The following is a 13,388-nucleotide window of genomic DNA, read 5'->3' as shown; positions in this document are numbered from 1 at the left end:
GAGTCTCGGGTCTCCAGCGGCTGACATGGAAGAGACTAACCGACCTCGCGGCGAGCATCAAAGAGTTGACCTGCACTTTTATGAAGATGGCCCAGATGGGCTATGCCGGATAGTCCGAGACGGTGGTGCGTGGCGGTTTCGGCGGCGTGCGTCACGCCTGGGATGATGTCCGCATGACCGAGGCGCCCCACAGCCCCGGGTCTGCCGACGAGCAGCCGGGTCTTTCCGAGAACGAGAAGCGACTGCTCGACTTCGAGCGCTCCTGGTGGTCGGCCGGCATCGGCCGCGACGAGGCGGTCCGGGAGCAGCTGAGCATGAGCGCGGCCGACTACCACCGTGCCGTCAACGACCTGATCGACAAGCCCGAGGCGCTCGCCTATGACGGCGTCCTGGTGCGCCGGCTGCGGCGGCAGCGCGACTCGCGGCGTACGCAGCGCTCGAAGAGCACGCGCCCGTAGTCCTCGCGAGGCAGCCGATCGGAACGTTTGCAGCATTCTGCAATGCGCGTACTTGCATGTTTGCCGACCCGTCGGCTAATGTTCTTCTTGTAAGCCGCTGGTGACCCGAGACGCCAGCGGCTTACTTCTATTTTCAGCGACCCGGTGCTCCGCGACGAAGGAGCGAAGGACCGAGGGAGACGAGATCGAGCAGCGGCACGGCTGAGCCTGCGAAGCCGTGACCCGCGTGTCTAGATCCAGCTTCCGTTGGAGAGCCGCCGAGACGGCTTCGGAAAGTCAGTCGTCCCGGCCGTGCTCGATGCTCAGTCGCGAGCGGTCAGGATGAGCGGGCCGTCCTCGGTGATCGCGATGGTGTGCTCCATGTGAGCACCGCGGGAGCCGTCGGCGCTGCGCAGGGTCCAGCCGTCGGGGTCGGTGAAGATCTCGTCGGTGGTGTGCAGGAACCACGGCTCGATCGCGATGACGAGTCCGGGCTGCAGCTTGAAGCCACGCCCGGGGCGGCCGTCGTTGGCGATGTGCGGGTCGCCGTGCATCGTGCGGCCGACGCCGTGGCCACCGAACTGAGTGTTGATCTTGAGGCCCTTCGCGCGCGCGACGCTGGCGATCGCGTGGGAGATGTCGCCGATCTTGTTGCCGACGCGCGCGGCGTCGATGCCGGCGGCGAGCGCCTGGGTGGTGGTCTCGATCAGGTCGAGGTCCTCCTGGCGGGGCGTGCCGACGACGACCGAGAGGGCCGAGTCGGAGACCCAGCCGTCGACGCTGACGGCGAAGTCGACGCTGAGGAGGTCGCTGTCCTGGAGGGTGTAATCGAAGGGCAGACCGTGCAGCACCGCGTCGTTGACGGACGTGCAGAGCACTTTGCCGAAGGGGCTCGCGCCGAAGCTCGGGTGGTAGTCGATGTAGCAGGACTCCGCGCCGCGGTCCTTGATCATCTTGTGCGCCAGCTCGTCGAGCTCGAGCAGGTTCACGCCCACGGCAGCGTGCTCGCGGAGTGCGGTCAGGACTTCAGCCACGAATCGGCCGGCAGGCTTCATCTGCTCGATCTGGGTCGGGGTGCGCAGTTCGATCACAGGCACAGCGTAGCCTGAGAACGGTTCTCAGTAGAACTCAGCGGTGCCTATCGCTTCCGGCCTCGCTTCAGCAGCGAGCGTCCCGCAGCGCAGCCGCCTTCGAGGTCAGGAAACGGCGTTCGGCGAGGTTGGTGGCCCGCGCCGAGGCGAGGTCGTACGCCGCGGCAGCACCGTCCAGGTCCCCGGCCAGCTCCAGCAGATGAGCGCGCACCGCGGGCACCCGAGGATGGTCGGCGAAGCCCGCGACCCCGTTCGCGGCGCAACCGCGAAGTAGGTCGTCGAGCAGCGCCAGCGCGGGGCCCGGCCCGTCGGCGTACCCGACCGCGACGGCCTTGTTGAGCGTCACGACGGGCCCGGGGGCAACCTTCTCCAGCAGCCCGTAGAGCGCGGTGATCTGCAGCCAGTCGGTCTTCTCCGCCGAGGGCGCGCGATTGTGGAGCGCGGCGATGGCGGCCTGGATCTGGTAGGTCCCCGGCCGTCCGGTGCCGATGGCGGAGTCGATCAGCGTGATCCCCTCACGGGTGGTCTCGTCCCGCCACAGACTCCGGTCCTGGTCGGCCAGCGGCACGATCGCCCCGTGTGCGTCGATCCGGGCAGGACGGCGGGCATCGAGCAGCAGCATCAGCGCCAGCAGCCCGACGAGCTCGCCATGGGCGCTCCCCGTCATCCGGGCGAGCGCGGCGCGGGCGAGGCGGGTCAGCCGGATCGCCTCGGCACACAGGTCGACGCGTTGGAGGTGGTCACCCTCGGTCGCGACGTACCCCTCGTTGAAGAGCAGGTAGAGCACCTTCATCATCGCCGGGATCCGCGCGGCGAGGTCGGCGGTGCCGTCGAGCCCGAGCGACCTCCCCCTGATCGTCGCCTTCGCCCGGGAGATTCGCTGCGCCATCGTCTTCTCCGGGACGAGGTAGGCGCGGGCGATCTCCCGGGTGGTCAGCCCGCCGACCGCCCGCAGGGTCAGTGCCACTGCGGAAGCCGGGGTGAGGCTGGGGTGGCAGCAGAGGAGGAGTACGTCGAGGGAGTCGTCGGTCGCCGAGGCGAGGCCCGAGGCGGTCGGATCTGCGTACATCTCCGTGCTCTCGGGTTCGGCGAGGTGGTCAGCGTGCTCGCGGTCGCGGCGACGCGACTCGCTGCGCTTGGCGTCGACGAGGCGGTGCATCGCGGTGGTGACCAGCCAGCCCCGGGGCTGGTCCGGAACGCCGCGTTCCGGCCAGGTGCGCACCGCTTCGACCAGCGCCTCCTGCACCGCGTCCTCGGCCGCGTAGAAGTCACCGGAGCGACGGGTGACGATGGCGACGACCTGCGGCGTGAGGTCGCGTAGCAGGTCGGCGGGCACCGCCTCGGTCACTCGATGCTCGCCTCGCCGAAGGCAATGGTGTCGTCGACCGAGGAGCCGTCGGTGCCGTGGTACATCCGGCGGACCTGGATCGGCTGCTCGACCGGCCGTCCGCCGGCACCGGGTGCGGCCGAGTAGAGCCCGGCGATCTCCAGCGCACGCTCCTCGGTCTCGGCGTCGACGATCATGTAGCCGGCGACCCACTCCTTGAACTCCTGGAACGGCCCGTCGGTGACGGTCCTGTCGGTGCCGTCGGAGGTCACCACGAACGCCTGGTCGGGTGGCGTCAGCGCCTCGACGTGGACCAGCTCGCCGGACTCGGACAGGGCCTTGTTGAGCGCTTCGTAGTAGCTCATGTGGCCCTGCAGCTCATCCGGCTTCCAACCGGCCATCCCGCCGGGAGTGTCGTCGGTGCCGCCTTGGTAGTCGAGGATCATCAGGTAGCGAGGCATGTCCTCACCCTTCCACTTCGGGCGCTCCCTGTAAGCGCCATTCACCTGAGGAACGGAGCCGACCGCCCGATAACTACATGCTTCCGCATCCGACTTCGGCGTAGGTTTCGCGCTGTGCTGAAAGCCTATGACGAGCAGCTGCGAACCGACGCCGAGACTTCCGGGGCGGTGTCGGTGGCCCGGCACGGGCCGCTGCGGCTGATCACCTTCGACGGTGAACGGGGCTTCATCTCCTACCAGGACCTCGACGGGGCCGACGAGGCCGGGATCGAGGCGCTGGTCGCAGCGGCGGTGGCGCACTTCGCCGCCGACCCGGCGATCGAGGAGATCGAGTGGAAGACCCGCGGTCACGACCACGCGCCGGGGCTGCACGAGACCCTGCTGCGACACGGGTTCGAGCCGGAGGAGCCCGAGTCGATCATGGTCGGCGAGGCCCGGCTGCTCGCTGTGGACGTCGCGGTGCCCCAGGGCGTCCGTCTGCGCTCGATCACCGACGTGGAGGACGTACGCGCCGCCGGCATCATGCAGGACGGCGTCTTCGGCTCTCCGACGTCTGCGGCGCGGCTCGAGGACCTGGTGCGTCGGCTCGCGGCGGGGGAGTGCGAGCTGTGGGTGGCCGAGGCGGACGGCGAGATCGTCAGCGCCGGCCGGATCGACCCGGTCGCAGGCACGGAGTTCGCCGGCATCTGGGGCGGCGCGACGCTGGAGAAGTGGCGCGGCCGCGGCATCTACCGGGCCCTGACCGCTGCTCGTGCCCGCACCGCCATCGCCCTGGGCAAGCGCTACATCCACAGCGACTCCACCGAGTTCTCCCGGCCGATCCTCGAGCGCTCGGGCCTGGTCAAGGTCGGCACCACCACGCCCTACGTACGCCGGTTCGGCTGATCAGTCGCTCTTCGGTGCCAGCCGGCGGATCGGGTCGCCGGCCAGCCAGGCGGCGACGTCCTCGACGGCGCCACCGTAGAAGCAGCGGTAGTTGTCCTCGGTGACGTAGCCGAGATGTGGGGTGGCGACCACGTTCGGCAGGTGTCGCAGCACGTCGTCGGCGGGGAGCGGCTCGACGTCGTAGACGTCCAGACCTGCGCCCGCGATGGTGCCGGAGCCGAGATGGGCGATCAGCGCCTCGGTGTCGACCAGCCCGGCACGCGAGGTGTTGACCAGGTACGCCGTCGGCTTCATCGACGCCAGCTCGGCATGCCCGACGATGTGCCGGGTGCTCTCGGCGAGGACGAGATGGAGCGAGAGGATGTCGCTGGTCTCGAACAGGGTGGCCCTGTCGACCGCGCGCACCCCGGCCGGCTCGGCGCGCTCGGCGGTCAGGTGAGGACTCCAGGCGATCACGTCCATCCCGAAGGCCTGTCCGACGGCCGCGACCCGGGCCCCGATCTTGCCGAGCCCGAGCAGACCGAGCGTCCGGCCGTGGAGGTCGCTCCCGACGGTCCGCTGCCAGGTGACGCTGCTCGCCTCGGTGACGATGTGGCGCGTCAGCGCGTGGATCAGCGCCCAGGTCAGCTCGACCGGCGGGTGCGGGCTCGACGGAGTGCCGCACACCGTGACGCCGAGCCGCTCGGCCGCGGCGAGGTCGATCGAGGCGTTGCGCATCCCGGTCGTGACCAGCAGCCTCAGGTTCGGCAGCCGCTCCAGAATGGCGGCCGAGAACGGCGTACGCTCCCGCATCGCCACCACGATCTCGACCCCGTCGAGCGCCTGGACCAGGGCGTCCGGGTCGAGATGATCGGTCACCGCGGTGACCTCGACCCCTTCGAGAGAGTCCCATGCGGCGTACGTCCTCGCCACGTCCTGATAGTCGTCGAGAATCACGCAGCGCACGGGGAGAGCCTACGAGGTGGTCAGTAGCGGTTCAGGAGGTGATCGGGTACGAGGTCGAGGAAGGCGGTCAGGGTGGCCAGACGTGGTTCGACGTCCTCCGGTCGCGCGGGTCCGTCGACGACCATGAGCACCCAGGTCCCGTCGAACTGATAGCGCGCCGGGTTGCGGAGGAGGTGGTCGCGCATCTCGTCGTGGAGCACAGCCGTGGCGAATGTCTTGCGGGTCGTCTCCACGGAGTAGGCGTGTTCGAAGGAGTCCTCGGTGCGGGAGAGCAGTTGCGATCCTCTGCCGGTGGAGGCCTTCGGCCGCACGAGCAGCCACGGGTGGAGATGCCCGAGGTCGATTCCGACCAGGTGAAGGTGCTCCGATCGATAACGGTGGAGGGTCGGGCCCGCGAGAGCCGTCAAGGGCTTGCGCGACCACGACCTGTGCTCGTAGGAGAGGAAGGGGCGGGCAGTATGGGTGCCGGTGACCACGTTGATCGCCTGTGGACCTGCGGGTAGCGCGGATTCCTCTTCCGTCGGCATCAGTTGGAATCTCGTCGGGGCGCTCCTGCCCTTGCTGGTGTAGGTCCAGCCGCGACTTGCGCACAGGGCCGCATACGCGGCGTCGGGGTGGGAATTTCGAGCGAGGCGGCGTGTCTTGACTGCCGTCGTTGTCGCGACCACGAGGGCGTAGAGGCCGCTCGCAGCCACTGCCGCGGCCAGGATGTGGATGAGTTCGATGTCCGCGAGCACGGGTGAGAGTGTGCCGCAGCCTCGACCGGAGCGGGGCCGGACCGCGGGATCTGCTGAGAGCAGATCTGCCCCCGGCAGATTCGCTGGAATGCTGCGTACGCCCGGAGCAGGCTCGACAGCATGACCCAGACACCCATCAGCGCAGGGCCGCTCGACGAGCAGTTGACGGCAAGACTCCAGAACCAGCGGATCATCGTGCTCGGCCAGGAGGTGGACGACGCGATCGCCAACCGGATCTGCGCGCAGCTGCTCCTGCTCAGCGCCGAGGACCCGCACCGCGACATCTCCCTCTACATCAACTCGCCCGGCGGCTCGGTGACGGCCGGGATGGCGATCTACGACGTGATGCACCTGATCCCCAACGACGTCTCCACGCTCGGGATGGGGATGGCTGCCAGCATGGGGCAGTTCCTGCTCACCGCGGGCACCCCGGGGAAGCGCTACGTCCTGCCGCACACCGAGGTGCTGCTCCACAAGGGATCAGCCGGAATCGGCGGTTCTGCGGCCGACATCGAGGTGCAGGCGGCGCGGCTGGCGCGGATGACCGAGCAGATGCTGAGGATCACCGCCGCTCATACCGGCCAGAGCGTCGAGCAGATCGACAAGGACTCGCTCCGCGACCGATGGTTCACCGCGGAGGAGGCGCGCGAGTACGGCTTCGTGGACGAGGTGCTCAACGACGTGAAGTCGGTGACGCCGGTGCAGCAACGCGGCGTCGCCTTCGGCCTTTCCCCTGCCGGTGGTGCCCGATGAGCTCGTACACGATCCCCTCGGTCGTCGAGAAGACCCGTAACGGCGAGCGTGCGGTAGACATCTACAGCCGGCTGCTCTCGGACCGGATCATCTACATCGGCACGCCGATCGACGACGGCGTCGCCAACGTCGTCATCGCGCAGCTGCTGCACCTGGAGTCGGAGTCCCCGGACTCCGAGATCAACCTCTATCTCAGCTCGCCAGGCGGGGACCCCACCGCGATGTTCGGCATCTACGACACGATGCAGTTCATCCGCGCCACGGTTGCGACCACGTGCGTGGGCCAGGCGGCGGGCTCGGCGGCGGTGCTCCTGGCCGCGGGGGAGCCGGGGCGGCGTACGGTCCTCCCGCATGCGCGGGTGGTGCTGCAGCAGCCGGGACAGGGCGGTCAGCGGGGCGATGTCACCGACCTGCAGGTCGCGGCGAAGGAGATCAGCCGGGTGCGTGCCGAGATGGACGCGCTGCTCGCGCGCCACACCGGCCACAGCTCGGAGCAGGTCCACACCGACACCGAGCGCGACCTCGTCCTGGGCGCCGAGGAGTCGGTGGCGTACGGGCTGGCGGACGCGGTGCTGGAGAGCCGCAAGCTCGCGGCGCTCTGAGCCGAGCCGGCGGGGTCAGGCGGCGAGAGCCAGCGGGCCGGAGAGACGGGCGCCCGCGCGCAGCGTGCGGGTGACCCGCTCGGTGAGGTCGACGAGGCCGAGACCGAGGGCGCCGCCGACGGCCTCGAGCATCTCGGAGCTGGGCTCCTTGCGGCCGCGCTCGATCTCGGAGAGGTATTGCGTCGAGACACCGGCGTCGCCGGCGACATCGGCGAGCGTACGCTCCTGGCGGGATCGCTCCTCGCGGATCACCTGGCCCGCTGCCTCACGCCACAGCGGCGCCGGCTTGTCCTCGTCCGGCGGCGGATGGCCGGGAAACCTGATCAATTCGCCCATGACCTCACCTTAGCGCTGTGTGGATGGGCCGAGCGGGCCGTTCGCCCGGGGCGAACAGACCTCTTACCAGGGGTTATATCGGTCGAACGATAGATGACGAGGACTTGCCAGGGAGGCCCGACACTCCGATAGTGGTCGCACAGTTTCGATCTTTGTGGGTCTACTGTGCACGACCAGAGAACTTGTCGAGTCGTTGGTATCACGGGGGAATCGTGTCGCACCGCAAGCAGATCGCCTTGGCCGGAATGGCTACAGGGCTGGCCATGACGAGCATCGGGATCGGTGGGTTGATCGTCGGAAACGCCGGAGCCGAGGAGCCAGGCCACAGCTACGCCACAGACGAGTCCGGGGTCAGCCTGATCTCACCGGTCTCGCCGGTCGGACCGCTGGAGAAGTCTTCATCGACGCCGTCGCAGAGTGGGCCGTTCAGTCGCGCTCCCGGGAGCGAGGCGCCGGAGACGCCGGAGACGCCCGGGCCGGTTCCGGGGAGCCCACGTTCGATCGAGGAGTCGGCGCAGGGCTCGACGACCCCGGCCCCGGCACGCCCCACTCAGATTCCGTCGGAGCCCAGGCCGACGCGCAGCCCGGGCGGACCAGGCGGGTCGCCGAGCGTGCCGGATGAGTCGCCCAGCGAGCCCAGCCAGTCGCCCAGCGAGCCCAGCGAGTCGCCGAGCCAGCCGACCGAGTCGCCCAGCGAGCCGACCGAGTCGCCGAGCGAGTCGGACACCGGTGAGCCCGACCCCTCGGGCACGCCCACTGACTGATCTCGGCTCCGGGGTGCCGGTCGCGATGCCCCGGGGCGGGTAACGCTCGACGCCTCGCTGTCCTACGCTGTGCCCCACACCACGCGCGGGGCGGGTACAGGGAGTCGAGTTGCACATCAAGCAGGTCGCCATGGCGGGCATCCTGGCCGGCGCGGTCATGACCGGTCTCGGAGCAGTCGTCCTCGTCGCCGGTCTGGCAGGCGGCGAGCGCCCTGATCGTGACCCGCTCACCGGGTACGAGGGCGTCGAGGACACCTACCCCGATGTGGACCGGCTGCCGCCGATCCCTGCCGCAGAGCCGTCCGCGGAGCCGTCAGCCGGCGCGCCCACGCGTCCGGGTGGTGCCGCCGAGGATCGCCACGGCACGATCGACCATCCCGGCGAGCCCAGCCCGACGGCGACGGCTGTGGACTCGAACCCTCCGAAGGCTCCGCGCGTGCCGGCCGAGCCCGACCAGACCGCTGGCTCGACGCCGACCTCGGGCCCCACGCGCACTTCCGAGCCGGAGCCGACCGCCGAGCCGACCCATTCCGAGGAGCCGACCGAGACCCCGACGCCGACCGAGACCCCGACTCCGAGCGAGGAGCCGCAGTCCCAGTCGCTCGCCCGCACCGGGGGCTAGTCGCTCGGAGCAGGGGTCACCACCCCCGCGCGCGCCACTCCGCGAGATGGGGCCGCTCCGCGCCGAGCGTGGAGTCGTCGCCGTGGCCCGGATAGAACCAGGTGTCGTCGGGCAGAGCTGCGAAGATCCGCTCCTCGACATCGTCGAGCAGCTGGGCGAAACGTACGGGATCCTGCTGGGTGTTTCCGACGCCCCCAGGGAAGAGACTGTCGCCCGTCCACAGGTGAGGCGTGCCCTCGGGGTCGCGGTAGACGAGAGCGACCGACCCGGGCGTGTGACCGCGCAGCGCGATCACCTCGAGGTCGCAGCGGCCGACAGTGACGGTGTCGCCGTGGGAAAGGGAGCGAGAGACGGGTACGCCGGTGGCCTCCGTGATCGCGGCGGCGTCGGGCTCTCCGGCCAGGACCGCGGCGCCGGTCGCGGCGTTGACGTCCGCCAGGGCTCGATGGTGATCCCAGTGCTGGTGGGTGGTGACGACGGTGGCCAGCTCCTCTCCGACGAGGGGGAGCAGGGTCTCGGGCTCGGCCGCGGCGTCGATCAGGAGCTGCTCGCCGGTGGAGCGGCAGCGCAACAGGTAGCAGTTGTTGGACATCTGCTCGTCGACGGCCACCTTCGTGACGGTCAGGCCGGCGAGCTCACGCACGTCGGCCGGGCCGCCCGGTTTCACGGCGCCTGTATAAGTGGAAGGGACATCGCTCATGCCCCCATGCAAGCACGTCCGGCGCCAGCACAAGCAAAATTGTCGGTGCTCCGTGAGAGGGTGCAATCTGGAGTCTTCTCGCCGTCGTATGATGCGAACATCAGTTCGACGCGGTAGCGCGATGCGATAGCACTGAACGAGGAAAGAACGTGGCGGAGCAGCAACTGATCATCCGGGGAGCCCGGGAGCACAACCTCAAGGACGTCTCCCTTGACCTGCCCAGGGACTCGATGATCGTGTTCACCGGCCTGTCCGGGAGCGGCAAGTCGAGCCTTGCGTTCGACACCATCTTCGCGGAGGGACAGCGTCGCTACGTCGAGTCGCTTTCTGCGTACGCTCGACAGTTCCTCGGCCAGATGGACAAGCCCGACGTCGACTTCATCGAGGGGCTCTCCCCGGCGGTCTCGATCGACCAGAAGTCGACCTCGAAGAACCCGCGATCGACGGTCGGCACCATCACCGAGGTCTACGACTACCTGCGACTGCTCTACGCCCGCGCCGGCCGTCCGCACTGCCCGACCTGCGGGGCGCCGATCGAGCGGCAGACGCCGCAGCAGATCGTGGATCACGTGCTCACCCTGGAGGAGGGGCGCCGCTTCCAGGTGCTCAGCCCGGTGATCCGGGCGCGCAAGGGGGAGTACGTCGAGCTGTTCAGCCAGCTGCAGCAGCAGGGCTACTCCCGCGTGCGGGTGGACGGTGAGACCCACCAGCTCGACGCGCCGCCCAAGCTGGAGAAGCAGAAGAAGCACACCATCGAGGTGGTCATCGACCGGCTCTCGGTCAAGGAGTCCTCCAAGCGGCGGCTGACCGACTCGGTCGAGACCGCGCTGGAGCTGGCCGGCGGTCTGGTCGTCTTCGACTTCGTCGACACTGGCGAGCAGATGAAGTTCTCCGAGCGGATGTCGTGCCCCAACGACCACCTGCTCGACACCGACGAGCTCGAGCCGCGCTCGTTCTCGTTCAACTCGCCCTTCGGCGCGTGCCCGGCCTGCACGGGGCTCGGCACCCGGATGGAGGTCGACCCCGAGCTGGTCGTTCCCAACCCTGCCGCCACGCTCGCCGAGGGCGCCCTGCAGCCCTGGTCGCAGGCCCACGTCGCCGACTACTTCCTCCGCCTCCTGGAGGCTCTCGGTGGTGAGCTGGGCTTCGACCTCGACACCCCGTGGGACGCGATCCCGGCCACTGGCCAGAAGGCGATCCTCGACGGTCACGCACGCAAGGTGCACGTGGTCTCGGTCAACCGCTACGGTCGCCGCCGCTCCTACGACGCGGAGTTCGAAGGCGTACGCCGCTGGGTCGAGCGCCGTCACAAGGAAGCGGAGTCCGACACCACTCGTGAGCGCTTCGAGGGCTACATGCGCCAGGTGCCGTGCCCGACCTGCAAGGGCACCCGGCTCAAGCCCGTCTCCACCTCGGTGACGCTGGGAGAGCGGAGCGAGGGCGGTCTCAACATCGCCGAGCTGTGCGCGATGCCGATCAACGAGGCCGCCGACTGGCTCGACCGGGTCGAGCTCAGCGGCCGTGAGCGGCAGATCGCCGAGCAGGTCCTCAAGGAGATCCAGGCGCGGCTGCGCTTCCTCCTCGACGTCGGCCTCGACTACCTCTCCCTGGAGCGGCCCTCGGGGTCGCTCTCCGGCGGTGAGGCCCAGCGGATCCGGCTGGCGACCCAGATCGGCTCCGGCCTGGTCGGCGTCCTCTACGTGCTGGACGAGCCTTCCATCGGCCTCCACCAGCGCGACAACCATCGCCTGATCGAGACCCTCGAACGGCTCAAGCGTCTCGGCAACACCTTGATCGTGGTCGAGCACGACGAGGACACCATCAAGGTCGCCGACTGGGTCGTCGACATCGGCCCCGGCGCGGGCGAGCACGGTGGCCAGGTGATCCACTCCGGCACGGTCGAGGACCTGCTCGCCAACGAGCAGTCGCTGACCGGCCAGTATCTGGCCGGCCGTCGTGAGATCGCCGTCCCGGCCGTGCGCCGCCCGCGCACCGCAGGTCGCGAGCTGACCGTCCACGGCGCCAAGGAGAACAACCTCAAGGACGTCGACGTCACCTTCCCGCTGGGTCTCTTCCTCGCGGTCACCGGCGTCTCGGGCTCGGGCAAGTCGACGCTCGTCAACGACATCCTCTACACCGCGCTGGCCAAGGAGTTCTACCGTTCCCGCACGGTCCCGGGCCGGCACACCAAGATCTCCGGCCTGGACAACGTCGACAAGGTGATCCACGTCGACCAGTCCCCGATCGGGCGTACGCCGCGGTCCAACCCGGCCACCTACACCGGCGTCTTCGACCACATCCGCAAGCTCTTCGCCTCCACCCCGGAGGCCAAGATGCGGGGCTACCTGCAGGGTCGGTTCTCGTTCAACGTCAAGGGCGGCCGCTGCGAGGCGTGCTCGGGCGACGGCACGATCAAGATCGAGATGAACTTCCTGCCCGACGTCTACGTGCCGTGCGAGGTCTGCCACGGTGCGCGCTACAACCGCGAGACGCTCGAGGTGCACTACAAGGGCAAGTCGATCGCCGAGGTTCTCGACATGCCGATCGAGGAGGCGGTCGAGTTCTTCGCGGCCGTGCCCGCGATCGCGCGCCACATGAAGACCCTGGTCGAGGTCGGTCTGGGATACGTGCGTCTCGGACAGCCCGCGACGACGCTGTCCGGCGGCGAGGCGCAGCGCGTCAAGCTCTCCGCCGAGCTGCAGAAGCGCTCGACCGGCAAGACGCTCTACGTCCTCGACGAGCCCACCACCGGCCTCCACTTCGAGGACATTCGCAAGCTCATCGGTGTGCTCTCGTCGCTGGTCGACAAGGGCAACACGGTGCTGGTCATCGAGCACAACCTCGACGTCGTCAAGACCGCAGACTGGATCATCGACATGGGCCCGGAGGGCGGCAACCGCGGTGGCACCGTGGTCGCCGAGGGCACGCCCGAGGCCGTCGCCGCGACTCCCGGCAGCCACACCGGCGGCTTCCTCGCCCCGCTGCTCGACGGCAAGGCCGCCGAGCAGCCGCCGGACAAGCCGGTGAAGGCTAAGGCGGAGCCGGTCGCGAAGACAGCGGCCAAGAAGTCGGCAGCCAAGAGGAAGCCGGCGGCTCGCAAGAAGGTCAGCGCGACCTGATCCGAGTCCGAGAATTGCCTGAGGGTTTGTGCTCCGCGAGCGACGCGGCCCGCCGAGCGCGCCTATCCTGGGCAGTATGAGTGAATCTCGAATCACCCGACGCAAGATCGTCACCGGCACTGCGGTGAGCGCAGTCGGCGTGCCTCTTCTGGTCGCGTGCGGCAGTGGTGACAGCGACTCAGGTGCCGGCTCCTCGGGTGACACCGAGTCAGCTGGCGGCGGTCCGCTGGTCGCGACCAGCGAGGTCCCGGTCGGCGGGGGAGTGATCGTCGCCGACCGCAACCTGGTGGCCACCCAGCCCACCGAGGGCACGTTCAAGGTCTTCTCTGCCATCTGCCCCCATCGCAACTGCCCGGTCTCGAAGGTCACCGGCGGCAGCATCGACTGCCCGTGCCACGGCAGCCGCTTCTCGATCGAGGACGGCTCGGTCATGCAGGGCCCGGCGACGAGTCCGCTGGAAGAGGTCACCTTCGAGGTCACCGACGGCGAGATCGTCCCCAGCTGACCCTCCCCTCCGAGCCCTCACCCACTTCCCGCCGAAACCGTAGATATGGCGAGCCGAGTCTGTAGTTGTGGGGGGGGGCAGTAGGCAGTGGGGAACCCCCAAAA

General features: G+C 69.1%; 16 protein-coding genes. 7 read left to right on the top strand and 9 right to left on the bottom strand.

Annotated features, from left to right (window positions below):
• Nucleotides 1-173: 173 nt before the first annotated feature.
• A complete protein-coding gene (locus H5T77_RS13315; protein ID WP_292649966.1) occupies nt 174-458 on the top strand; it encodes a DUF3263 domain-containing protein in 285 nt (94 codons plus the stop codon).
• A 302-nt stretch (nt 459-760) separates the two neighbouring features.
• Here the strand turns inward: H5T77_RS13315 and map are convergent, their stop codons facing one another.
• The 3 genes from map to H5T77_RS13300 form a co-directional block, all read right to left on the bottom strand.
• A complete protein-coding gene (gene map, locus H5T77_RS13310) occupies nt 761-1,528 on the bottom strand; it encodes a type I methionyl aminopeptidase (protein ID WP_292649964.1) in 768 nt (255 codons plus the stop codon).
• Nucleotides 1,529-1,595: 67 nt separating this feature from the next.
• Nucleotides 1,596-2,876, bottom strand: a complete 1,281-nt coding sequence (locus H5T77_RS13305; RefSeq protein WP_292649963.1) for an RNA polymerase sigma factor — start codon at nt 2,874-2,876, stop codon at nt 1,596-1,598.
• Complete coding sequence (locus tag H5T77_RS13300) at nt 2,873-3,316, bottom strand: YciI family protein (RefSeq protein ID WP_292649962.1); 444 nt, start codon at nt 3,314-3,316, stop codon at nt 2,873-2,875. The genes H5T77_RS13305 and H5T77_RS13300 overlap by 4 nt, the downstream gene beginning before the upstream one ends.
• 114 nt (nt 3,317-3,430) lie before the next feature.
• Here H5T77_RS13300 and H5T77_RS13295 point away from each other — a divergent pair, with 114 nt between their 5' ends.
• Nucleotides 3,431-4,201, top strand: a complete 771-nt coding sequence (locus H5T77_RS13295; RefSeq protein ID WP_292649961.1) for a GNAT family N-acetyltransferase — start codon at nt 3,431-3,433, stop codon at nt 4,199-4,201.
• On the opposite strand, the gene H5T77_RS13290 is transcribed toward H5T77_RS13295, so the two are convergent.
• Nucleotides 4,202-5,146: a D-2-hydroxyacid dehydrogenase family protein gene (locus H5T77_RS13290; RefSeq protein ID WP_292649959.1), complete on the bottom strand. Its 945-nt coding sequence runs from the start codon at nt 5,144-5,146 to the stop codon at nt 4,202-4,204.
• A 20-nt stretch (nt 5,147-5,166) separates the two neighbouring features.
• Entirely contained in the window at nt 5,167-5,883 is a 717-nt protein-coding gene (locus H5T77_RS13285; RefSeq protein ID WP_292649956.1) for a hypothetical protein, read from the bottom strand.
• A gap of 120 nt (nt 5,884-6,003) precedes the next feature.
• On the opposite strand from H5T77_RS13285, the gene H5T77_RS13280 reads away from it, so the two are divergent.
• Nucleotides 6,004-6,636 (top strand): ClpP family protease, encoded by a 633-nt coding sequence (locus H5T77_RS13280; protein ID WP_292649954.1) that lies wholly within the window; start codon nt 6,004-6,006, stop codon nt 6,634-6,636.
• Nucleotides 6,633-7,238: a ClpP family protease gene (locus tag H5T77_RS13275; protein WP_292649952.1), complete on the top strand. Its 606-nt coding sequence runs from the start codon at nt 6,633-6,635 to the stop codon at nt 7,236-7,238. The genes H5T77_RS13280 and H5T77_RS13275 overlap by 4 nt, the downstream gene beginning before the upstream one ends.
• 15 nt (nt 7,239-7,253) lie before the next feature.
• Here the strand turns inward: H5T77_RS13275 and H5T77_RS13270 are convergent, their stop codons facing one another.
• The 3 genes from H5T77_RS13270 to H5T77_RS13260 form a co-directional block, all read right to left on the bottom strand.
• Nucleotides 7,254-7,574, bottom strand: a complete 321-nt coding sequence (locus H5T77_RS13270) for a helix-turn-helix domain-containing protein (protein WP_292649950.1) — start codon at nt 7,572-7,574, stop codon at nt 7,254-7,256.
• Between the two features lie 328 nt (nt 7,575-7,902).
• Nucleotides 7,903-8,124: a hypothetical protein gene (locus tag H5T77_RS13265; RefSeq protein ID WP_292649948.1), complete on the bottom strand. Its 222-nt coding sequence runs from the start codon at nt 8,122-8,124 to the stop codon at nt 7,903-7,905.
• On the bottom strand, nt 8,125-8,325 hold the full coding sequence (locus H5T77_RS13260; RefSeq protein WP_292649946.1) for a hypothetical protein: 201 nt from the start codon (nt 8,323-8,325) through the stop codon (nt 8,125-8,127). It lies immediately after the preceding gene.
• A 122-nt stretch (nt 8,326-8,447) separates the two neighbouring features.
• Between H5T77_RS13260 and H5T77_RS13255 the strand changes: the two genes are divergently transcribed.
• A complete protein-coding gene (locus H5T77_RS13255; protein WP_292649944.1) occupies nt 8,448-8,960 on the top strand; it encodes a hypothetical protein in 513 nt (170 codons plus the stop codon).
• Nucleotides 8,961-8,976: 16 nt separating this feature from the next.
• Here H5T77_RS13255 and H5T77_RS13250 read toward each other — a convergent pair whose 3' ends face one another.
• Nucleotides 8,977-9,660, bottom strand: coding sequence for an MBL fold metallo-hydrolase (locus H5T77_RS13250; protein WP_292649943.1), 684 nt, complete (start codon nt 9,658-9,660; stop codon nt 8,977-8,979).
• 149 nt (nt 9,661-9,809) lie between these two features.
• Here H5T77_RS13250 and uvrA point away from each other — a divergent pair, with 149 nt between their 5' ends.
• Both uvrA and H5T77_RS13240 read left to right on the top strand, forming a co-directional pair.
• Nucleotides 9,810-12,779, top strand: a complete 2,970-nt coding sequence (gene uvrA, locus H5T77_RS13245; protein ID WP_292649941.1) for an excinuclease ABC subunit UvrA — start codon at nt 9,810-9,812, stop codon at nt 12,777-12,779.
• Between the two features lie 76 nt (nt 12,780-12,855).
• Nucleotides 12,856-13,284 (top strand): Rieske (2Fe-2S) protein, encoded by a 429-nt coding sequence (locus tag H5T77_RS13240; RefSeq protein ID WP_292649939.1) that lies wholly within the window; start codon nt 12,856-12,858, stop codon nt 13,282-13,284.
• Nucleotides 13,285-13,388 lie beyond the last annotated feature (104 nt).

The sequence above is a fragment of the Nocardioides sp. genome, from assembly GCF_014360585.1.
GTDB lineage: Bacteria > Actinomycetota > Actinomycetes > Propionibacteriales > Nocardioidaceae > Nocardioides.
Note: the sequence above shows the minus strand (reverse complement) of the source record. Positions and strands in the feature narration are given on the sequence as shown.

Excerpts from the sequence above, each read along its gene's own strand:
- H5T77_RS13280 (WP_292649954.1), top strand. The coding sequence starts at position 6,004 with ATGACCCAGACACCCATCAGCGCAGGGCCGCTCGACGAGCAGTTGACG.
- H5T77_RS13250 (WP_292649943.1), bottom strand. The coding sequence starts at position 9,660 with ATGAGCGATGTCCCTTCCACTTATACAGGCGCCGTGAAACCGGGCGGC.
- H5T77_RS13240 (WP_292649939.1), top strand. The coding sequence starts at position 12,856 with ATGAGTGAATCTCGAATCACCCGACGCAAGATCGTCACCGGCACTGCG.
- H5T77_RS13270 (WP_292649950.1), bottom strand. The coding sequence starts at position 7,574 with ATGGGCGAATTGATCAGGTTTCCCGGCCATCCGCCGCCGGACGAGGAC.
- H5T77_RS13315 (WP_292649966.1), top strand. The coding sequence starts at position 174 with ATGACCGAGGCGCCCCACAGCCCCGGGTCTGCCGACGAGCAGCCGGGT.
- H5T77_RS13300 (WP_292649962.1), bottom strand. The coding sequence starts at position 3,316 with ATGCCTCGCTACCTGATGATCCTCGACTACCAAGGCGGCACCGACGAC.
- H5T77_RS13275 (WP_292649952.1), top strand. The coding sequence starts at position 6,633 with ATGAGCTCGTACACGATCCCCTCGGTCGTCGAGAAGACCCGTAACGGC.